20 protein-coding genes are annotated in these 20,507 nt (G+C 67.9%); 10 read left to right on the plus strand and 10 right to left on the minus strand.

Features of this window, described 5'->3' with window-relative positions; genetic code table 11:
- Positions 1-80: 80 nt before the first annotated feature.
- The 6 genes from F7Q96_RS12355 to F7Q96_RS12380 form a co-directional block, all read right to left on the minus strand.
- Positions 81-2,267: a TonB-dependent receptor gene (locus F7Q96_RS12355; RefSeq protein ID WP_151022733.1), complete on the minus strand. Its 2,187-nt coding sequence runs from the start codon at positions 2,265-2,267 to the stop codon at positions 81-83.
- A 197-nt stretch (positions 2,268-2,464) separates the two neighbouring features.
- Positions 2,465-2,908, minus strand: a complete 444-nt coding sequence (locus F7Q96_RS12360) for a hypothetical protein (protein ID WP_151022735.1) — start codon at positions 2,906-2,908, stop codon at positions 2,465-2,467.
- Positions 2,898-4,223 (minus strand): zinc metallochaperone GTPase ZigA, encoded by a 1,326-nt coding sequence (gene zigA, locus F7Q96_RS12365; RefSeq protein WP_151022737.1) that lies wholly within the window; start codon positions 4,221-4,223, stop codon positions 2,898-2,900. Before zigA ends, F7Q96_RS12360 begins: the two co-directional genes overlap by 11 nt.
- Positions 4,224-4,432: 209 nt before the next feature.
- The gene (gene dksA, locus F7Q96_RS27185; protein WP_023264981.1) at positions 4,433-5,119 is read right to left on the minus strand and encodes an RNA polymerase-binding protein DksA; all 687 of its coding nucleotides are present in this window, start codon (positions 5,117-5,119) and stop codon (positions 4,433-4,435) included.
- A gap of 414 nt (positions 5,120-5,533) precedes the next feature.
- Positions 5,534-6,625 carry a CobW family GTP-binding protein gene (locus tag F7Q96_RS12375; protein WP_053820899.1) on the minus strand — a complete coding sequence of 364 codons (1,092 nt, stop codon included), beginning with the start codon at positions 6,623-6,625 and terminating at the stop codon, positions 5,534-5,536.
- A complete protein-coding gene (locus F7Q96_RS12380; protein WP_053820900.1) occupies positions 6,613-7,182 on the minus strand; it encodes a Fur family transcriptional regulator in 570 nt (189 codons plus the stop codon). Before F7Q96_RS12380 ends, F7Q96_RS12375 begins: the two co-directional genes overlap by 13 nt.
- 214 nt (positions 7,183-7,396) lie before the next feature.
- Between F7Q96_RS12380 and glgX the strand changes: the two genes are divergently transcribed.
- The 7 genes from glgX to F7Q96_RS12415 all read left to right on the plus strand — a co-directional run bounded on the left by glgX (position 7,397) and on the right by F7Q96_RS12415 (position 14,632).
- On the plus strand, positions 7,397-9,586 hold the full coding sequence (glgX, locus tag F7Q96_RS12385; protein ID WP_151022739.1) for a glycogen debranching protein GlgX: 2,190 nt from the start codon (positions 7,397-7,399) through the stop codon (positions 9,584-9,586).
- 196 nt (positions 9,587-9,782) lie between these two features.
- Complete coding sequence (locus F7Q96_RS12390) at positions 9,783-10,769, plus strand: tripartite tricarboxylate transporter substrate-binding protein (RefSeq protein ID WP_053820901.1); 987 nt, start codon at positions 9,783-9,785, stop codon at positions 10,767-10,769.
- Positions 10,770-11,063: 294 nt separating this feature from the next.
- Positions 11,064-11,600, plus strand: coding sequence for an ATP-dependent protease subunit HslV (gene hslV / locus F7Q96_RS12395; RefSeq protein WP_053820902.1), 537 nt, complete (start codon positions 11,064-11,066; stop codon positions 11,598-11,600).
- Between the two features lie 117 nt (positions 11,601-11,717).
- A complete protein-coding gene (hslU, locus tag F7Q96_RS12400) occupies positions 11,718-13,049 on the plus strand; it encodes an ATP-dependent protease ATPase subunit HslU (RefSeq protein WP_053820903.1) in 1,332 nt (443 codons plus the stop codon).
- 254 nt (positions 13,050-13,303) lie between these two features.
- Positions 13,304-13,888: a hypothetical protein gene (locus F7Q96_RS12405; protein WP_006576302.1), complete on the plus strand. Its 585-nt coding sequence runs from the start codon at positions 13,304-13,306 to the stop codon at positions 13,886-13,888.
- Positions 13,889-13,986: 98 nt separating this feature from the next.
- Entirely contained in the window at positions 13,987-14,190 is a 204-nt protein-coding gene (locus tag F7Q96_RS12410; protein ID WP_023264984.1) for a CsbD family protein, read from the plus strand.
- 133 nt (positions 14,191-14,323) lie between these two features.
- A complete protein-coding gene (locus tag F7Q96_RS12415) occupies positions 14,324-14,632 on the plus strand; it encodes a hypothetical protein (RefSeq protein WP_053820904.1) in 309 nt (102 codons plus the stop codon).
- 74 nt (positions 14,633-14,706) lie between these two features.
- Here F7Q96_RS12415 and F7Q96_RS12420 read toward each other — a convergent pair whose 3' ends face one another.
- Together F7Q96_RS12420 and F7Q96_RS12425 are read right to left on the minus strand one after the other, a co-directional pair.
- Entirely contained in the window at positions 14,707-15,333 is a 627-nt protein-coding gene (locus F7Q96_RS12420) for a response regulator transcription factor (protein WP_226994808.1), read from the minus strand.
- On the minus strand, positions 15,330-16,685 hold the full coding sequence (locus tag F7Q96_RS12425) for an ATP-binding protein (protein WP_082371367.1): 1,356 nt from the start codon (positions 16,683-16,685) through the stop codon (positions 15,330-15,332). The genes F7Q96_RS12420 and F7Q96_RS12425 overlap by 4 nt, the downstream gene beginning before the upstream one ends.
- A gap of 303 nt (positions 16,686-16,988) precedes the next feature.
- On the opposite strand from F7Q96_RS12425, the gene F7Q96_RS12430 reads away from it, so the two are divergent.
- Entirely contained in the window at positions 16,989-17,462 is a 474-nt protein-coding gene (locus tag F7Q96_RS12430) for a copper chaperone PCu(A)C (RefSeq protein WP_053820905.1), read from the plus strand.
- Positions 17,463-17,536: 74 nt separating this feature from the next.
- On the opposite strand, the gene F7Q96_RS12435 is transcribed toward F7Q96_RS12430, so the two are convergent.
- Positions 17,537-18,472, minus strand: coding sequence for a LysR family transcriptional regulator (locus F7Q96_RS12435; RefSeq protein WP_006576296.1), 936 nt, complete (start codon positions 18,470-18,472; stop codon positions 17,537-17,539).
- A 99-nt stretch (positions 18,473-18,571) separates the two neighbouring features.
- On the opposite strand from F7Q96_RS12435, the gene F7Q96_RS12440 reads away from it, so the two are divergent.
- Positions 18,572-19,078 carry a DMT family transporter gene (locus F7Q96_RS12440; RefSeq protein ID WP_151022741.1) on the plus strand — a complete coding sequence of 169 codons (507 nt, stop codon included), beginning with the start codon at positions 18,572-18,574 and terminating at the stop codon, positions 19,076-19,078.
- A gap of 52 nt (positions 19,079-19,130) precedes the next feature.
- Here F7Q96_RS12440 and F7Q96_RS12445 read toward each other — a convergent pair whose 3' ends face one another.
- Positions 19,131-19,379, minus strand: coding sequence for a cysteine-rich CWC family protein (locus F7Q96_RS12445; RefSeq protein ID WP_053820906.1), 249 nt, complete (start codon positions 19,377-19,379; stop codon positions 19,131-19,133).
- Between the two features lie 199 nt (positions 19,380-19,578).
- On the opposite strand from F7Q96_RS12445, the gene argB reads away from it, so the two are divergent.
- Positions 19,579-20,496 carry an acetylglutamate kinase gene (gene argB / locus F7Q96_RS12450; protein ID WP_006579752.1) on the plus strand — a complete coding sequence of 306 codons (918 nt, stop codon included), beginning with the start codon at positions 19,579-19,581 and terminating at the stop codon, positions 20,494-20,496.
- Positions 20,497-20,507 lie beyond the last annotated feature (11 nt).

Raw genomic sequence — 20,507 nt, forward strand, 5'->3', positions numbered from 1 at the left:
CACGGCGCCGGAACGGGGGCCGACACCATGCAGCCGGGACGGCCGGCGGCGCATCCTTCGCGCCGCTGGCCAGCGCTGCGCTAGAACGTCGTGCGCAGGCCCACGCGCACGCTGCGGCCGGCCATCGGCGCGATGTCGCGCAGGATCGAGGTGGAATTGCGCGCCTCCTCGTTGGTCAGGTTGTCGCCGCGCAGGTAGAGCAGGGTTTGCGTGCGCCCGCTCTTGATCTTGTAGGTCAGCGCGACGCCCAGCATCGTGTAGGCGTCGGTCGGCGTGTCGTTGACGGGCACGCGGGTCTGCTTCGCGGCCCAGGTCAGGTCCAGGCGCGCGCCGAAGGGGCCGGCGCCGTAGACGAGCGCGCCGCCAAGACGCAGCGGCGCCAGCCGCGGCAGCGGCTCGCCGGTCTCGCGGTTCTCGCCGCGCACGTAGTCCGCCCGCGCCTCGAAGTCCAGCGTATCGCTGCCGGTCAGCAGCTTGCGGGCCAGCCGGGTCTTGCCCTCGGCCTCGAAGCCGTACAGCGTCGCCGGAATGCCGAGATAGCGCAGTTCGGGCAGGGCGTCCGCGCTGCCGGGGGCCACCAGCTCGCCTTCCTCGTTGCGCGCGTTGCCGGTCGCGGACAACGCCAGATAGTTCGAGAAGCGGCTGTAGAAGCCGGACACGCCGGCGCTGTGATCGCCCTGCTTGAAACGCAGGCCGAGGTCGACCGAGGTGGCGCGTTCCTTGTTGGCGTCTGGATTGCCCTGTTCCCAGGCGCCGGTGGCGACGTGCGGGCCGTTGGCGTATAGCTCGTAGAAGGTCGGCGCGCGCTCGGTGTAGGCGACGTTCGAGGTCAGCGACCAGGCCGGGCCGAGCTTGTACAGCAGGCCGGCCGAGGCGCTGCCGGCATTGAAGCTGCGCTTGGCATCGGCAAAGCGCTCGTTGCCGCCGGCGGTGGCCTTGATGCTGGTATGGTCGATGCGGCCGCCCAGGTTCAGCTTCAGGTTGCCGGCCGCATCCAGCGGCATTTCCTCGAACACGAACAGCGCGGCGTTGTCGGTATCGCTGCTGGGCACGAAGGCCTCCTCGCCCAGCGCAGAGAATCGGGTCGCACCGAACTGCGCGCCGATCACGCCGCGCATGCGACCGATATTGCCGTGCTGCGCCTCGATGCGTGCGTCCCACCCCTTGTTCTTGAATACCGTGCCGGTCTCGCCGCCCTCGATTTCCTTGTGCTCGTAGTCGGTATAGCCGAACTTGCCCTTGACCGATTCGAACCAGCCGCCGGTGGTGCCGGACAGGTTGCGGGCCTCGCCCTCCAGCGCGAAGCGGTCCTGCTTCATGTTCAGCCGTACCTCGTCTTCGGCCGGCGTGCCGTAGTCGTTGCGATAGGCGCTGTAGCTGGCGCCGACGAAGCCGTCGGCCCAGGTGTAGGAGCCGCCCAGCGCGCCGCCGTGCTGCTCGGCGTTGGTATTGGGCAACCGGTTGCGCACCTCGCTCTCGCCTTCCTCCAGCGGCTGGCTGTTGCGCAGCCGCTCGCTGCGCGCGTAGCCGGGGATGCGCAGATCGCTGGTCTTGCGGGCGAATGCGTCGGCGTGGATCGCAAACTTGCCGTTGCCGGCCTCGATCAGGCCGCTGGCATTGCGGGCCGCGTCGCCGTCGATCGTCGCGCTCAGATCGGTGGCGCCGGTCACGCCTTCGATCGGCGCCTTGGGGATGCGGTTGTCGATCACGTTGACCACGCCGCCGATCGCGTTGCCGCCGTACATCAGCGCCGCGGGGCCGCGCACGACCTCGATGCGCTCGGCCACCAGCGGGTCGAGCGGCACCGCGTGGTCGTAGGACAGCGTGGCGGCGTCGATGCTGCTGCCGCCGTTCTGCAGCACCTTGATGCGGTCGCCATCGAGCCCGCGAATCACCGGCCGGCTCGAGTTCGGCCCGAAATAGGTCGACGACACGCCGGGCAGGCTGTTCAGCGTTTCCCCGAGCGTGCTGTTCTGGCGCACGGCCAGGTTGTCGCCCTGCAGCGTGGAGACGGCCGGCACCAGCGAGTTCAGGTCACTGCCGAGCGGATTGGCGGTGACCACCACTTCGCCGAGGGTCGGGGCGGCGGGGGCGGCTGCCGGGGCGGCCTGGCCCCACGCGGCAGGCGCGGCCAGGCACAGCGCGACGGCGGCCAGCGGGGTCAGGCGGGCGCCGAGCCGAGGCGCGATATGTGTCAGGTGTTGTGTCGGGCTGGCCGAAGCGTCGGCGGAACGGTGTGCGGTAGTGCGTTGCAGGGTCGGATTCATGGCTCGCGATGCGAAGAACATCGTGGCGATCGGTCGCGCTCGGTGACTCGCTGCGGATGGGTGCGGCAAGGCGCGGCAAGGCAAGGCCCGCGGCGATGGCGTGGCAGTGCCGGGCCGTCGCAGGGGTAATGCCGGTCAGCGTGGTCGAACGTCGGGATCGCCGGGTCGTCAACAAGCGGCCGCAAGAGCGGCCGCGCTCAGGCGAAGGCGAGCGAAGAAGGTGGGGCGCGCGTCAGGAAGCTGCGTTGCGGCGGCAGGTGGGGCCAGCGCCAGGTGATGCCGGGCGGCACCAGCGGCTTGCCATGCGACAGCAGCGGCATCGGCGGCGTACCGCAGGCACCGAGCGCCTGCGTGGCGGCGTCGAACAGCACGCACGAATGGATCGGCGCGCGCGCGCTGTCCGGTGCATGGCTGTCGATACGGGTATCGCTGCCGGCGGAGGCGAGCGAAGTGCCGACCAGGTTCGCCGAAGCCGGGTTGGCAGACATTGGCACGGCCGGCGAGCCGCCGTGCTGGATGCGGTGAACCAGGCCGGCGTGCTGCGCCAGCAGCAGGCACAGCACCAGCCACAGGGCCCACAGCGCGCCACTCAGGCGATCCGTGCCCCGGCGCCGCAGCGCGCGCAGCAGCTCAGTGCGCATGTCCGCCATGGCGCCCGCAGTCGCACGGGGCCCCGTCGTGATCGTGATGATCGTGATCGTGATCGTGGTCGCGATGGTCGTGATCGCCCTCGTCGTCGAAGGCGTCTTCCCAACTGGGGAACGGATCGTCGTAGGCAATCCAGGCGTCGGGACCGGCGGCCATCTCGGCGTCGCTCAGCAGGCAGGCGTCGAGCGCCGCTTCCAGCGCGGCGCGGTCCATGTTCTGGCCGATCAGCACCAGCTCCTGGCGCCGGTCGCCGAACGGCGCCGGCGCACCGTCGACCTGCGAGTCGGCGCGGATCGCGGCCAGTGTCTCGTCGTCCTGCGGCCAGTCGGCCGGATCGATCGCCGCCCACCAGGCCCCGGCACCGCCGTGGCGGCACACGCCGCCGGCCTGGCTCCAGCTGCCGGCCACGTCCATGCGGCTGGCCAGCCAGAAGAACCCCTTGGAGCGCAGCACGTTGCCGTGCTGGCGCAGCCATTCGGTATGGATCAGGTCGGCGAAGCGGCGCGGATGGAACGGGCGCCGACGCCGGTAGACGAAGCTGCCGATGCCGTAGGCTTCGCTCTCGGGCACATGCTCGCCGCGCAGTTCCGCCTGCCAGCCCGGCGCTGCCGCGGCCGCTTCGAAGTCGAAGCGGCCGGTGTCGAGCACCTTGTCGAGCGGCACCTTGCCGAAGCTGGCGGGCACGATCTCGGCGCGCGGATTGAGCACATGCAGCAGCGCGATCAGCCGTTCGCGTTCCGCGTCGCCGACCAGATCGATCTTGTTCAGCACGATCACGTCGCAGAACTCGACCTGCTCGATCAGCAGATCGACCACGGTGCGGTCGTCCTCGTCGTCGCGGGCCTGGCCGCGGTCGCTCAGATAATCGGCCTCGTCGAAATCCTGCAGGAAATGCGCGGCGTCGACCACGGTGACGATGGTGTCGAGCCGGGCCAGGCTGTCCAGCGCGTGGCCGTGTTCGTCTTCAAAGGTGAAGGTCTCGGCGATGGGCAGCGGTTCGGCCACGCCGGTCGATTCGACCAGCAGATAGTCGAAGCGCCCCTCGCGCGCCAGCGCCGCGATCTCGACCAGCAGATCCTCGCGCAGCGTGCAGCAGATGCAGCCGTTGGACAGCTCGACCAGCCGCTCGCCGGCCTGCGCCAGCACGCCTTCGCCGACCAGGCGCGCATCGATATTGACATCGGCCAGATCGTTGACGATGACCGCCACGCGCTTGCCTTCGCGGTTGGCCAGCACGTGCTGCAGCAGCGTGGTCTTGCCGGCGCCGAGGAAGCCGGCCAATACGGTGACGGGAAGACGGTCGGCCATGGCGATCGAGGGTATGGGGGGCGGGCGTTGCGCCGAGGTGCGCGGCACGGCGGCCGCGCTGATGCAACAAGGTTGCGACTGTAGCAGAAATGCGCGGCCGCGGCACCCTTGCCGTGGCCTGGCGACGACGAGCGCGGCTGCGCCGTCCTGAAAAGCAAAACGGCCCGGTGTTCCGGGCCGTCGGCAGTGCGAATCGAGGAGGGCAGGCCTCAATCGCCGAACAGCTTCTGACGCAGCTCGCGGCGCTGCTGGGCTTCCAGCGACAGCGTCGCGGTCGGGCGGGCCAGCAGACGCGGCACGCCGATCGGCTCGCCGGTTTCCTCGCACCAGCCATAGTCGCCGGACTCGATGCGGGCCAGCGACTGCTCGACCTTCTTCAGCAGCTTGCGTTCGCGGTCGCGCGTGCGCAGCTCCAGGGCATGTTCTTCTTCGATCGTGGCGCGGTCCGCCGGATCCGGCACGATGACCGTTTCGCGCAGATGCTCGGTGGTCTGGTCGGCGTTCTTCAGGATTTCGTCGCGCAGCTGTTCAAGGCGGTTCTTGAAAAAGGCCAGTTGGGCCTCGTTCATGTAGTCCTTGTCGTCCATCTTCAGGATTTCAGCTTCAGTCAGAAGTTTATTGCTGCTCATGGTTGCTGCTGATTCTCTTGTTGATGCGACCGGCGGCGTCGTATTCCGCGCGGATGCAGTGTCGGTCCGCTTGCGCGGTTCGACCGTTTCACTCTGGCTGGCTGCAGTCTTGCTGCTTCGCGTGCCTCCCTTTGCCGCTCCGGTACCGGCCGGCGCCGAGCCGTTCCGGGGGGTAGGCGCAGCTTGCTGTCCCTGCGCCTTTGTCGTAGCGGCCGCAGCACCAGCGGTCTTGCTGCGGCTTTCTTTGGTTTTTGCTGCGGCTACCATGGGATCCCTTTCTCGGCGTCGGTCGACATCGGTCGGCGTCGTTGCCCCAGCGGCAACGCCCTGAAACGTTGCGGCACGAGATCCCGCGCGTTCGACGGCCATCGCACGAGCACAGCGGCCGCACCGCAGGACGGCCGTCTGATGCTGACGACTACCGCCGCCCTGCATACGACGCGGGCGGCGGCAAGACCGCGCTGCCCGCATCACATCCGGCTTATTGTACTTGAACAAATTACCAGGAGATACGGTGGAAAACCGGACCGGATATTCGGTGTTTCACCGAGCGGCGCGTACCGCGTATATCCGTGCGCAGCACCGGTGTTTCACCCGTACGGGGGCCGCATCGCGGCAAGCAGGGCGCTGTCGGTGCTGGTAACCGAGGAGCGGAGCCCCGCCTCGGTCACCCAGCCATCGTCAGGCGAGGCAGTTGGCCAGGCCTTTCAGGATCGCGTCCTTGGGCAGGTCGACGCCGATAAACACCATTTTGGTGCCTGGGGTTTCGTCTTCCCATTTGCCGCCGATGTCGCTGCCCATCAGCTGGTGCACGCCCTGGAATACCACCTTGCGGTCGACCCCTTCCATATAGAGCACGCCCTTGTAGCGCAGCAGCTTCTCGCCGTAGACGGTCAGGATGCCCGACAGGAATTCCTCGAGCTTGCCGTAGTGGAAGGGCTTGTCGCTGCGGAAGACGAACGAGCCGATGCGGTCGGTGTGGTGGTGATGATGGTGGTGGTTGTGGCCGTGACCGTGACCGTGCTGGTGATCGTGATCGTGGTCGTGGTCGTGGTCATGGCCGCAGTCGGCGCCGCAGTGCTCGCCATGCTCGTGGTCATGGTCGTGTTCCTCGGCGCGCAGGAAGTCCGGGTCGATCTCGAGCTTGGCGTTCAGGTTGAAGCCGCGCAGGTCGAAGATCGAGTCGATCGGCGCCTCGCCGAAATGCGCGGTGCCGATCGGTGCGCGCGGATTCATCTGCAGCACGCGATGGCGCAGGTCGGCCAGCTCGTCCGCCGACACCAGGTCGGCCTTGGTGATGAAGATCGCATCGGCGAAGCCGACCTGGCGCTGCGCCTCCTCCTGCTTGTCCAGCTGCTGGTTGCCGTGCTTGGCGTCGACCAGCGTCACAACGGCGTCGAGCAGATAGCGCGAGGCGATCTCGTCGTCCATGAAGAAGGTCTGCGCCACCGGGCCGGGATTGGCCACGCCGGTGGTCTCGATCACGACCCGGTCGAAATCGATCTCGCCGGCGTCGCGGCGGCCGATCAGGTCCGACAGCGCCTGCACCAGATCGCCGCGGATCGTGCAGCAGATGCAGCCGTTGCTCATCTGCACGATCTGCTCGCGGCCGTCCTGCACCAGGATCTCGTTGTCGATGTTTTCCTCGCCGAACTCGTTTTCGATCACGGCGATCTTCATGCCGTGCTGTTCGTTGAGGATGCGCTTGAGCAGCGTGGTTTTGCCGCTGCCGAGAAAGCCCGTCAGGATCGTGACCGGGATCAGTTTGGACATGTTGGTTCTCCGGGATGGGGGGAAGCGTCGGCGGCACTTTCGGTCGCACCTTCAGAGGCATCGTCGGCGGGCGCGTCGGCCACGGTGCGCGCGCCGCATTCGGCGCAGATGCCGTTGACGGTCAATTCGACGTGCTCGACCGCGAAGCCGCTCGGCACGCGCGGCGCGGCCTGCCGCGGCGGCGCGCTTTCGGCCTCGAGACAGAAGGTGCGGTCGCACCGGCTGCAATGGAAATGGCTGTGCCGGCGATGGACCTCGGCGCGCGCCGCCTCATGCTCGATCAGGCTGAAGCGGAACACGCGGTCGTTGCCGGCGCGCTTTTGCGCCAGGCCCTGCTCGACCAGCCAGTCGAGCACCCGATAGACGGTGACGCGGTCGATCGCCTCGGCGCCGCCCGGAAGACGGTCGATCACGGCCTGGTGGGTCAGCGGGATGTCGCTGCCGATCAGGCACGCCAGGATGCAGACGCGCGGTTGCGTGACGCGCGCACCCAGCGCCCGGAGGCGCTCCTGTGCCGCATCGACGGCGGCCGGCAGGCTGGGAGTGGGCGAAGACATGGGGCGATTTAACCATAGTGCCCACGGAGATGCAATTCAGTTGCGAGAACGGGGGCTTGTCGAGTTCAGCGTGGCGCTGGGTCCCTGTAGTTTTGACAACGGTGCCGGAGCCGCGGCGGCAATTATGGGAAGCGCCGCCCTGCGTGCCATGGCCGGCGTCCGGGCATGCGCCGTGCTCCCGCACGATCGTTTCCACACGGGAGTGCCGCGCGCCATGTCGAATCACACCATCAGCGAAGGCTTGCCGTTTCCCCTGGGCGCCACCTGGGACGGCGACGGCGTCAACTTCGCGCTGTTCAGCGCCCATGCCAGCAAGGTCGAGTTGTGCCTGTTCGACCAGAACGGCGAACGGGAAATCGAGCGCATCGCGCTGCCCGAATACACCGACGAGGTCTGGCACGTCCGCGTGCACGGGCTGGCGCCGGGCGCGGTCTACGGCTATCGCGTGCACGGGCCCTACGATCCGGCCAACGGCCATCGCTTCAATCCGAACAAGCTGCTGCTCGACCCCTATGCCAAGGCCTATGTCGGCGAACTGCGCTGGGACCCCGCGGTGTTCGGCTATCGGATGGGCGAGGACGACCTGAGCTTCAGCGACAGCGACAGCGCGCCCTTCATGCCGAAGTGCCAGGTCGTGGACCAGGCCTTCACCTGGGAGCACCCGTTGAGCGTACGCGTGCCGTGGGAGCGGACCATCTTCTACGAGACCCATGTCAGGGGCTATACCAAACGCCATCCGGTGGTACCGGAGGCGATGCGCGGCACCTTCGAGGGACTAGGCCAGCGTGCGGTGATCGACCATATCAAGGCGCTGGGCGTGACATCGATCGAGCTGCTGCCGATCCACGCCTTCCTGAACGACAGCCATCTGCTCGACAAGGGCCTGACCAACTACTGGGGCTACAACACGATCGGCTTCTTCGCGCCGGATCCGCGCTTCTTCGCGCGCGGGCCGGGCGCCGTCGGGGAACTGAAGCAGATGATCGACCGCTTTCACGAGGCGGGGCTCGAGATCATCCTCGACGTGGTCTACAACCATACCGCCGAAGGCAGCGAACTGGGCGCGACGCTGTCGTTCCGCGGCATCGACAACCTGTCCTACTACCGGCTGATGCCGGACGACAAGCGCTACTACATCAATGACACCGGCACCGGCAACACGCTGAACCTGTCGCATCCGCGCGTGCTGCAGATGGTGATGGACAGCCTGCGCTACTGGGTCACCGAGATGCAGGTCGACGGCTTCCGCTTCGACCTGGCCACGATCCTCGGCCGCGAGCCAGGCGGCTTCGACTATGGCAGCGGCTTCCTGAAGGCGTGCCGGCAGGATCCGATCCTGTCCAGCGTCAAGCTGATCGCCGAGCCGTGGGACTGCGGCCCGGGCGGCTACCAGGTCGGCGGCTTTCCGGCCGGATGGGCCGAGTGGAACGACAGGTTCCGTGACACGGTGCGCGACTTCTGGCGCGGCGAGGAGGGCGTCGCGCCGGAACTGGCGGCGCGGGTCACCGCCTCCGGCGACAAGTTCAACCACAGCGGGCGCCGGCCTTGGGCCAGCGTCAACTTCATCACCGCGCACGACGGCTTCACGCTGCACGACCTGGTCTCGTACAACGACAAGCACAACGATGCCAACGGCGAGGACAACAACGACGGCACCAGCGACAACCGCTCGTGGAACTGCGGCGCCGAAGGGCCGACCGACGACCCCGATATCGTCGAGCTGCGCGAGCGCCAGAAGCGCAATCTGCTGGCCACGCTGCTGTTCTCGCAGGGTACGCCGATGATGGTGGCCGGCGACGAGTTCGGCCGCACCCAGCAGGGCAACAACAACGCCTACTGCCAGGACAACGACATCAGCTGGGTCGACTGGGACATCGACGAGCGCGGCCGCGCGCTGATCGAATTCGTGCGCAAGCTGACCGCGCTGCGGCGTGCGTTGCCGGTGCTGCGGCGCGGCCGCTTCCTGACCGGCGAGTTCGATGAGGAGCTTGGCGTGGCCGACGTCAAGTGGATCAGCGCCGCCGGCGACGAACTGACGCCGGAACACTGGGACGACGCCTCGATGCGCTGCTTCGGCCTGGTCATCGACGGCCGCGCGCGCGCCACCGGCATCCGCCGTCCGGCCTCGGACGCGACGCTGCTGCTGGTGTTCAACGCCTATCACGACATGGTCGAGTTCACCCTGCCGCAGATCCCCGGCAGCGACCAGTGGACCTGCCTGATCGACACCAACATGCCGGTGCGCGAGGAGCTGCCGGAGTTCTCGTCCGGCGACGTCTACCAGGTCACCGGGCGCTCGGTGTTGCTGTTCGCGCTCGAGGCGCGCGGCTCGACGCGGCGCGTGTTCGAACGGCTGGAAGGCGTGCTGACGGAGGAAGCGCAACCGGGCGCCGGCAGCCACTGACATCGAGCCGGCACCGCCCGGGGCAAGGGGCGCGCCGTGCGCTTCTGCCCGGGTATTTCCTGATATTTGACGCAAGTCGCCGTTGATAGCATGGCGGCTCCAAGCCGCGGCCTCCGGTGAGGCGGCCCACGCCGCCACGGCGGCTGGGCGGCATGGCAGTCTGCACGACGGGAAGTCGGGGAAATCAGGAGAAATAATGAAACACGTTGCAAAAACCGTGGCCGCCGCCCTTGCGGCCGCCGCACTGGCGCTGCCTGGCGTGGTACAGGCGCAGGACTATCCGGGCAGCCGGCCGGTTTCGGCCGTGGTGCCGTTCGCCGCGGGCGGTCCGACCGACAAGGTGGCGCGCGAACTGGCGCAGGTCATGTCCAGGCATCTGGGCGCGACCATCGTGATCGAAAACCTCGGCGGCGCCGGCGGCACGATCGGCGCGAAGAAGGTGGCCCAGTCGAAGAACGACGGCCACACCGTGCTGATCCACCATATCGGCATGTCGACTGCACCGGCGCTGTACCGCAATCTGGGCTTCGATCCGCTGAAGGACTTCGAGTACATCGGCGAAATCGCCGACGTGCCGATGGTGCTGGTCGGCAACAAGAACCTGCCGCCGAACACGCTGAAGGACCTGCTGCCGTACATCAAGGCCAACGCCAGCAAGCTGTCGCTCGCCAACGCCGGCATCGGCTCGGCCTCGCACCTGTGCGGCCTGCTGTTCCAGAGCGCGATCCAGACCGAGCTGACCACGGTTCCGTACAAGGGCACCGCGCCGGCGCTGACCGATATCCTGGGCGGCCAGGTCAACCTGATGTGCGACCAGACCACCAATATCGCCGGCCAGCTCAAGGCCAATGCGCTCAAGCCCTATGCCGCGATGCAGCCGCGCCGCGTCGAGGCGTTCAAGGACATCCCGACCGCGGCCGAGCAGGGCCTGTCTAACATCGAAGTCAAGATCTGGCACGCGATGTACGCCCCGAAGGGCACGCCGCAGCCGGTGATCGAGAAGCTGTCGGCGGCGCTGCAGAAGTCGGTGACCGACCCGGGCTTCCGCGCCAAGATGGCCGAGCTGGGCGCCGAAGCGGTGCCGGCCCAGCGCGCCACGCCGGATTCGCTGAAGACCTTCCTCGGCAACGAAATCAACAAGTGGACCCCGGTGATTCGCAAGGCCGGCGTCTATGCGGACTGAGTCGAGGCGACGCTGACCGATTCGCCGCCGCTGCGTTCCGCGCAGCGCGGCGGCGGAACGGCATCCGAGGCCACGCGGCAGCGCGTGGCCTTTTTGTTTTTGCATGGTGGAAGGCTGCGCGCCTGCGCTGACGGGGGCCGGGGCAGCCGGGGCAAGGGGCCGCTGCGGCCATCTATATTGAGGAGACGCGCGCGGAGCGGCGACGAATGCGCCTCGTCCGCACTGTCGGCGCCCGCCCTTGAATTCCGTCAGGCCGTCGCCAAGTAGCTGCCTGAACCCAACTCAGAAGCCACCATGGAACAGTATCACGGCACTACCATCGTCAGCGTCCGGCGCGGCAACCAGGTTGCCCTGGGCGGTGACGGTCAGGTCACTCTCGGCAATATCGTGATGAAGGGCACCGCACGCAAGGTGCGCCGCATCTACAACGGCAAGGTGCTGGTGGGCTTCGCCGGCAGCACCGCCGACGCGTTCTCGCTGCTGGACCGCTTCGAGGCCAAGCTGGAGAAGTACCAGGGCAACCTGACGCGCGCCGCGGTCGATCTGGCCAAGGACTGGCGTTCCGATCGCGCGCTGCGCCGGCTCGAGGCGATGCTGATCACCGCCGACCGCGACACCACGCTGGTGATCACCGGCAACGGCGACGTGCTCGATCCCGAAGGCGGCATTGCGGCGATCGGCTCGGGCGGCGCCTATGCGCAGTCGGCCGCCAAGGCGCTGATGGAGAACACCGAGCTCTCGCCCAAGGACGTGGTCGAGAAATCGCTGCGCATCGCCGGCGAACTGTGCATCTACACCAATACCAATTTCGTCATCGAGACGCTCGAGTGAGCGTCCGCATCACGCTTTCCCGCACGTGACGCCCGCCGGGCGCACCACCGCGCGGCAGTGCGCCGTGGCGGCGCCCTGACCGGCCCTCATTGAACGGATACCCGGATACCGAGACCCATGTCCCACACCATGACTCCGTCGGAAATCGTTTCCGAGCTCGACAAGCACATCATTGGCCAGAACAAGGCCAAGAAGGCCGTCGCGGTGGCGCTGCGCAACCGCTGGCGTCGCCAGCAGGTGGCCGACCCGCTGCGCCAGGAAATCACGCCGAAGAACATCCTGATGATCGGCCCGACCGGCGTCGGCAAGACCGAGATCGCGCGCCGCCTGGCCAAGCTGGCCGATGCGCCCTTCATCAAGATCGAGGCCACCAAGTTCACCGAGGTCGGCTATGTCGGCCGCGACGTCGACACCATCGTGCGCGACCTGGTCGAAATGGCGATCAAGCAGACGCGCGAATCCGAGATGAAGAAGGTGCGCACCAAGGCCGAGGATGCGGCCGAGGACCGCCTGCTCGACGTGCTGCTGCCGCCGCCGCGCGACATCGGCTTCGCCCAGCCCGAGGAAAAGGATTCCAACACCCGCCAGGTCTTCCGCAAGAAGCTGCGCGAGGGACAGCTCGACGACAAGGAAGTCGAGCTCGAACTGGCGGCCGCGGTGCCGAGCCTGGACATCATGGGCCCGCCGGGCATGGAAGACATGACCGAGCAGCTGCGCAGCATGTTTGCCGGCCTGGGCCAGGGCAAGAAGCTGCGCCGCAAGATGAAGGTCAAGGAAGCGTTCAAGCAGCTGATCGACGAGGAGGCGGCCAAGCTGGTCAATGACGACGACCTGAAGCAGAAGGCGCTGGCCAATGTCGAGCAGAACGGCATCGTGTTCCTCGACGAGATCGACAAGATCGCCAGCCGCAGCGAACTGGGCGGCGGCGAGGTGTCGCGCCAGGGCGTGCAGCGCGACCTGCTGCCGCTGGTCGAGGGCACCACGGTCAGCACCAAGTACGGCATGGTGCGGACCGACCATATCCTGTTCATCGCCTCGGGCGCGTTCCACCTGTCCAAGCCGAGCGACCTGATCCCCGAGCTGCAGGGCCGCTTCCCGATCCGGGTCGAACTCGAGTCGCTGTCGGTGGCCGACTTCGAGGCCATCCTGACGCAGACCGACGCCAGCCTGACCAAGCAGTACCAGGCGCTGCTGGCGACCGAGCAGGTCGACCTGGTATTCGCGCCGGACGGCATCCGCCGGCTGGCGGAGATCGCCCACTCGGTCAACGAGAAGGTCGAGAACATCGGCGCGCGCCGGCTGTACACGGTGATGGAGCGCCTGCTCGAGGACCTGTCGTTCCACGCCACCCGCTCGAGCGGCGAGACCGTGACGATCGACGCGGCCTATGTCGACGAACGGCTCGGCGATCTGTCGGCCAATGAGGACCTGTCGCGCTACGTGCTGTAAGCCAGGGCGCGATCCCCGAAAGCCGCACAGCGAAGTGCGCCTTCTCAGCGATGAGAAGGCGCATTTTTTTCGCCCTCTGTCGTCTCGTCGTGACGTGCCCGCCTCATGTGGGAATCGTCTTACTCCCCTTTCGGAAGCCCCCGTCTGCTTGCAAAAGCGCACCCCACATAACCTTCATATACGACGAGACAGCAAGGCGGACGCCAACGTCGCCCTTGCAAACTCGAACCGTTCGACAACGACAGGAGCGCGACATGATGAAGAAATGGCTGTCTGCTGCAGTGTGTTCGATGATGGTTGCCGCACCGGCCGGCTTTGCGCTGGCGCAGAGCGCGCCGTCCGGCGCCCGTGCCGACTATGACGCCGCCGTCTCGCGGGCCGACGCCGACTACAAGAACGCCAAGACCCGTTGTGACGCCATGAAGGACAACGCCGAAGACGTCTGCGAGGCCGAGGCCAAGCGCGATCGCGACGTGGCTAAGGCCGAGGCCGAAGCGCGCCGCGATGGCACCGAAGCGGCCCGCGCCAAGGTCCTGAAGGTCAAGGCCGACCGCGAGTACGAAGTCGCGAAGGAACGCTGCGACGACAAGAAAGGCAACGACAAGGATGTTTGCGTAAAGGAAGCCAAGACGGCGCATGAGAAGGCGCTGGGCGAGGCCAAGACGACCCGCGCGGCTGCCGGCGGCGGCACGCGCACCGATGTGGCCGAGGCGCGCCGCGAGGCCCGCAAGGACACCAGCGACGCGGCCTACAAGGCGGACAAGGAGAAGTGCGACGCGATGTCGGGCGACGCCAAGGACCGCTGCGAGGCCGACGTCAAGGCGAAGTACAACCGCTGATCGATGCGCAACGGGCCGGCCGCGGCTGACGCGGCCGGTGCCATCTGTGCACGGCGAGCGAAGTCGCGAACGTATCCATCCACATTGAGGAGCAGATCATGAACTGGGACCAGATCGAAGGGAAATGGGAGCAGGCCAAGGGCAAGGTCAAGGAGAAGTGGGGCCAGCTCACCGATGACGATCTCACGCAGATCAACGGCAAGCGCGATCAGCTGGCCGGCAAGATCCAGGAGCGCTATGGCTACACCAAGGAGCGCGCCGAGGAGGAAATGCGGGAGTGGGAGCGCGACACCCGGTGGTGATGGCTGCCCGGTGACATCCGTTGACGGCAGGTAAGCCAGGTAAGCGTTGGTAAGCAGGCTGGCACGGCCGCCGCGACGATGAGAAGCTTGCGCCTCGTTGGGCTGCAGTATGGCCGTAAGCAGGAGGTCCAGAATGAAGCATATCGGTTTGATGTCGGCAGGCGTGCTGGCCGGACTGGCGGGGGCGACGGCGTTCCTGTGCGCCGTGCCCGACCGCGGCGAAGCCACGCGCATCGATGCGGCCACGGGCGACGGCAAGGTCAAGGTCTCGCACGCGGTGTTCGTCAGCGAGTCCGCCGAGTACGGCGCACGCTCGAACCGGCATGCGTTCGATGCGCTGCGGGTGGGTACCAGCGGCATGGCCGGCACGACGGACATGGCCGATCGTGCGGCCAACGGCGGCGATGACCTCGGCTGGGACTACGTGCAGCTGCGCCTGTGAAGCGGCGCGCCGCGATGGCCGTGATGCGATACGGCAAGGGCCTGCGAATGCAGGCCCTTTTTACGTTCGCGCGCCTAGCGCGAGACCGGCCGCTTGGCGAGCTTGCGCTGCAGCGTGCGCCGATGCATGTTCAGCGCCCGCGCTGTTGCCGAGATGTTGCCGCCGTGTTCGGCCAGCACGCGCTGGATATGCTCCCACTCCAGCCGCGGCACCGACAGCGGCAGCGGATCCTCGAGCGCGGCCTCGGCAACCACTTCCGAGATGCCGGATTTCAGCGCGGCGAGGATCGAATCGACATTGGCCGGCTTGGCCAGATATTCGTCGGCGCCCTGTTTGACCGCCGCCACCGCGGTGGCGATGCTGGCGTAGCCGGTCAGCACCAGGATGCGCGCGCGCGGCAGCATCGCCCGCAGTGGCGCCACCAGCTGCAGCCCGGAGTCGGCGGGCGCGGTTACGCCGGCCGCGGGGCCGGCGGCCAGATGCAGGTCCAGCGTGACATAGCGGAACGCGGTCTTCTCGGCGAGCGCCAGCGCGTGGTGGCGGTTGTGCGCGATCTCGACCGCAAAGCCGCGCCGCGACAGCGCGCGTGCGAGCGTGTCCGAGAACACCGGATCGTCATCGATCACCAGGAAGGGTGCGCCGGCGTCGCCGTTGTCGGCGGCAGCGGCAGAGGAAAGGGAAGCGGTCGACGTCAAGTTCATGCCGCGTGCTCCAATGAGTCGCTGATCGCCGGCAGCCGCAGCTCGGCCACGGTGCCGCCTTCGGGACGGTCCTGCCACAGCAGCCGCCCCCCCATCTGGCGCGCCACGCTCTGCGCCAGATAGGCGCCGATGCCCTGGCCGCCGTGCGTGCTCGCCACGGGCGCTTCGCCCAGCCGCGCGCGCAGCGCCGCCGGCATGCCGGTGCCATCGTCGATCACGCGCAGCACCAGTTCGCTCGGTCCGCTCCGACGATCGAGCGCGATCGACAACCGCAGCGGCAAGTCGCCGCGTCCGGCGGCCTGCTGGCTGCGGGCCGCGTTGTCGAGCAGGATCGTCAGCATCTGTCCGGTCCGTGCCGGCTCGATCGGCACGTCGGCGGCGTCCGAGGCGATCGTGGTGTCGACCCGCGCCTGCGGATGGCGCAACTGCCAGCCGTCGGCGAAGGCGGGCAGCCAATGTCCGACCGGCTGCAGCGCGCTGGCGCGGTTCGCCTCGCGCAATCGCGCCAGGATGCCGCGGCATAGCCCCAACTGCTGCTCGACGGTATCCAGGTCCGGCAGGTAGTCGCGTATCGCGGTACCGCCGCGGGCCGCGTCCGCCGCGTCGGCGCGCAGCTCGCCAGCGATCACGGCGAGCGTCGACAGCGGCGTGCCGATCTCGTGGGCGACCGTCGCCGCCTGCGCGTTCAGCGACTCGACCCGCGCCTCGCGCAGCAGCCGTTCGCGCGCATCGGCCAGTTGCGCCTCGCGTTCGCGCAGCACGCCCGACAGCCGCGCGACGAACAGCGCGATCATCACGGCGCTGGCCACGAAGTTCAGCCACATGCCGACCAGGTGGTAGACCACCGCGTTGTCGGGGTTGTGCAGGTGCAAGGGCACGTATTCGAACAGCATCAGCGAATAGCAGGCCAGCGCGTACAGCGCCAGCGCGACCACCTGGCGCCACGGCACGATGGCGGCCGCCAGCGCCAGTCCCGGCAGATAGAACGAGACGAAGGGATTGGTGGCGCCGCCGGTGAAGAACAGGATCGCCGACAGCGCGGTCAGGTCGACCAGCAGCTGTCCCATCAGCTCGGCATCGCCCGGCACCGAGCCGGCGCGCGCATGCTGGCGCAGCCGCCAGGCGGTCAGCAGATTGAACAGCGCCTGCAGCACGAAGATCGTCAGCAGCGGGCGATAGGGCAGTTGCAGCGCGGCCAGCGTCTCGGCCCAGACCAGCAGCAGCCCCTGTCCGCCGAGGATGGCCCAGCGCAGCCAGTACACGCGGCGCAGGCTCAGCAGGCTGTCTGCGCCGAGGCCTTGCGCGCGGAGGGAATCGCCTGCGGGTGGGGCGGCGTGGGCGGTCATCGTCATGCCGCGAGTGTAGCAATGGCGCCGCCACCGGCCGGCTCGTGCGACACCATGCCGCATTGGTCACGCGGCGGGGCGCTGCCAGACTGGCGGATTGCATCGCGTGGGTCTCCATGGCGTGTTCATGCCCGCCGTGACCCCGCCGCGGTTCATGGTCTAATCGCGCTGTTACGGGGCCATTTACCCGACCATCTACCCGACCATTTACACGACCGGTCACACGACTGTTTGCACGACCATTCACGCGGACTTCCCGCCTCCGCCAAACCGCCTCGATTGAACGAATTGCACCGAGAAAGGATAGAGATGCAAGCCAAGCTGTTCGCCGCCGCCGCTGCATGCTGCGCGCTGATTTCCACCGCTGCCTTCGCGCAGATCGATATCCGCAACGCATGGGCGCGCGGCACCGTGCCGGCGCAGACCGCCACCGGCGTCTTCATGACGCTGCACGCGCACCAGAACGCGCGCCTGGTCGGCGTGTCGACGCCCGTGGCGACGACCGCCGAGGTGCACGAGATGAAGATGGAAGGCAACGTGATGCGGATGCGCGCGCTTGACGCGCTGCCGTTGCCGAAAATGGAGGACGTCGAGCTCAAGCCCGGCGGCTACCACGTGATGCTGCTGGGCTTGAAGGCGCCGCTGAACGTCGGCGACAAGGTGCCGGTGACGCTGAAGTTCGAGCAGGGCGGCAAGCTGATCGAACAGCGCGTCGACGCCGAAGTGCGCGGGCTGACCGCGCCGGCTCACGGCGGCGGCGCCGCGGCCAATCACAAGCACTGACGTCACGCTTCGCCGCAACGCCAGCGGATCGCACCGGCGCGAAGCGGGCCGAGCCGCGGTCGAACCGCCGGGTATCAACCGCGCAGGCTGATCGCCTCGTCCAGCCCCTGGCCCGCGCCGACCGCCAGCAGCCGCTCGCGCAGCCACGCATGGCCCGGATCGGCATCGTTGCGCTCGTGCCAGATCGCGCTGAAGGTGAAGCCCGGAAACGCGAACGGCGGCTCGAACACCGCGAAGCGCGGGTCGTCCTCCAGCGCCGCCAGGCTGCGGCGCGCCGTGGTCAGGACCAGGTTGGTGCCGGCGATCAGCGCCGGCGCGACGCTCCAGTGCGGGACCACGCAGGCGATCTTGCGGCGCCCGCCGTGCTTGGCGATCGCGGCATCGATCGGATCGACCTTTGCGCTGTGGGCGGCCACCAGCACGTGCGAGCGCGCCAGGTAGGCAACCTGGTCCAGCCGCCCGTGGTCGCGCACCGTCGCCGCATCGACCGCGCAGCCGTACTCCTCCTCGAACAGCGCCGCCATCCTGACGCCCTCGGGCTGATAGACGAACACGCCCAGCGCCAGATCGATCTCGCCATCGGCGACCTGCGCCGACATCGCTTCGCGGCTGCCCTGCGTCACCACCAGCTCGATGCCGGGCGCGGCCTTGCGGACGGCGCGCAGCAGATTGGGCAGCACCACCATCGCGCCGTAGTCCGACATCGCCAGACGGAAGGTGCGCCGGGCCGTGGCCGGCTGGAAGCCAGACGGACCGAGCAGGATGCGCACCTGTGCGAGCGCCTCGGCCAGCGGACCGGACAGTTCGTGCGCCCGCGCGGTCAGCACCAGCCCGCCCTGGCCGCGCACCAGCAAGGGGTCGTCCAGCAGCTGGCGCAGCCGGGCCAGCGCGTGGCTGACCGCCGGCTGGCTCAGATGCAGCCGCAAGGCGGCGCGGGAAATATGACGCTCGGCCAGCAGGGCCTCGAGCACGACCAGCAGGTTCAGGTCGACGTTGCGCAGATTATTCATGCGGCGAATATTAAACGTTAGAAACCAGAATTGGAAATCCATCCGGCGTAGGGGCAGACTGGCCCAATCCCGTTTTCGAACGAGCCGAGGAGGTTGCGCATGTTGTCTTCGTCCCATCCCGCCGTCCCGGTTGTTGCGGCCGCGGTGCCGGTGCTGATCGCCGCACTGGCCGGCGCCATGATTCCGCTGCAGGCGGGCGCCAATGCCGCGCTGGGCCGCGCGCTTGGCCATCCGTTGTGGGCGACGCTGGTGTCGCTGCTGGTCAGCCTGGCCGTCGTGGTGGCGCTGATGCTGGCGCTTCGCGTCGGTCCGCCGGGCGCCGGCTGGGCGGGCGGGCCCGCGTGGATGTGGATCGGCGGCGCGGTCGGCGTGTTCTATCTCACCGCCGCGCTGATGCTCGCGCCGCGGCTCGGTGCCAGCGGCTTCATCGCGGCCGTGGTGGCCGGCCAGATGCTGGCGTCGCTATGGATGGACCATGCCGGCATTGCGGGCTTCGCGGTGCGGGAACTGACCCCGCCGCGGCTCGGGGGCGCGCTGCTGATCGTGCTGGGCGTGGTGGCGATGCAGTGGAGCGGACCGGCGCGCGTGGGCGCGGCGCTCGATTGAGACAGCAGGATCGTCGGGAAAGCCGGGCCGCTGACCGGCTTACTGTCAGCGCTCACTGTCCCGCTTGAGCCTGCCGCGCGCGCAGGCAGTCCGGACACAGGCAGTGCTGCCCCGGCACGATCAGCCGGGCCGGCAGCAGCGGCATCGTCGCGCACCAGCAATGCGGCAGGCCCGCGGCATGGCCGCAGACGAAGCGCGCGCCGCAGGCCGAGCACCGCTCGATCGGCCGCAACTGGCCGGTCAGCACGGCAGCGGGGCCGGTGTTCGCGCCGGGACTTTTCGCTGCGCCTTCTGCTGACATCGCGGTGGCTTCCGTTGGCGTAGTTGTTGCATGAAAGGAACGGCCGATGGGCCCTCGGACGCACCGTTGGCGCCCCGCGCAGGGTCCGGTCGGCCCTGTCGCTAGCGTGGCACCCCGTTTCTTGTAAAATTCGGGCGCCTGCCGCGGGGCGCCGGATGCGCCGCGTTGCCATGATACCTGTCGATTTTCACGGATTGCCATGACCTCCGATACCTCCGGGCCCACCGCAACCGCAGTGGCCGCCATCGCCCCCGCCCTCAAGGCCGAGATCCTTGCCGAGGCGCTGCCCTATATCCGCAAGTTCCATGGCAAGACCATCGTGGTCAAGTACGGCGGCAACGCGATGACCGAAGAGAAGCTCAAGCATGGCTTCGCGCGCGACGTGATCCTGCTGAAGCTGGTCGGCATGAACCCGGTGGTGGTGCACGGCGGCGGTCCGCAGATCGACGAGGCGCTGAAGAAGGTCGGCAAGGTCGGCACCTTTATCCAGGGCATGCGCGTCACCGACGAGGAGACCATGGAAGTGGTCGAGTGGGTGCTCGGCGGCGAGGTCCAGCAGGACATCGTGATGCTGATCAACCAGTACGGCGGCCAGGCGGTCGGCCTGACCGGCAAGGACGGCGGCCTGATCCGCGCCAAGCGGCTGAAGATGCCGGACCGCGAGAATCCGGGCGCGTTCATCGATATCGGCTATGTCGGCGACATCGAGGCGATCAACCCGGCCGTGGTCAAGGCGCTGCAGGACGACGCCTTCATCCCGGTGATCTCGCCGATCGGCTTCTCCGACGATGGCCAGGCCTACAACATCAACGCCGACGTGGTGGCCGGCAAGATGGCCGAGATCCTGAAGGCCGAGAAGCTGGTGATGATGACCAACATCCCGGGCGTGATGGACAAGAAGGGCAACCTGCTGACCGACCTGTCGGCGCGCGAGATCGAGGAGCTGTTCGCCGACGGCACCATCTCGGGCGGCATGCTGCCGAAGATCTCGTCGGCGCTGGACGCCGCCAAGAGCGGCGTCAACTCGGTGCACATCATCGATGGCCGCATCGAACATTCGCTGCTGCTGGAAATCCTGACCGAGCAGGCGTTCGGCACCATGATCCGCTCGCACTGACGTACCGCAAC

This window comes from Cupriavidus gilardii, from assembly GCF_008801915.1.
Taxonomy (GTDB): domain Bacteria; phylum Pseudomonadota; class Gammaproteobacteria; order Burkholderiales; family Burkholderiaceae; genus Cupriavidus; species Cupriavidus gilardii.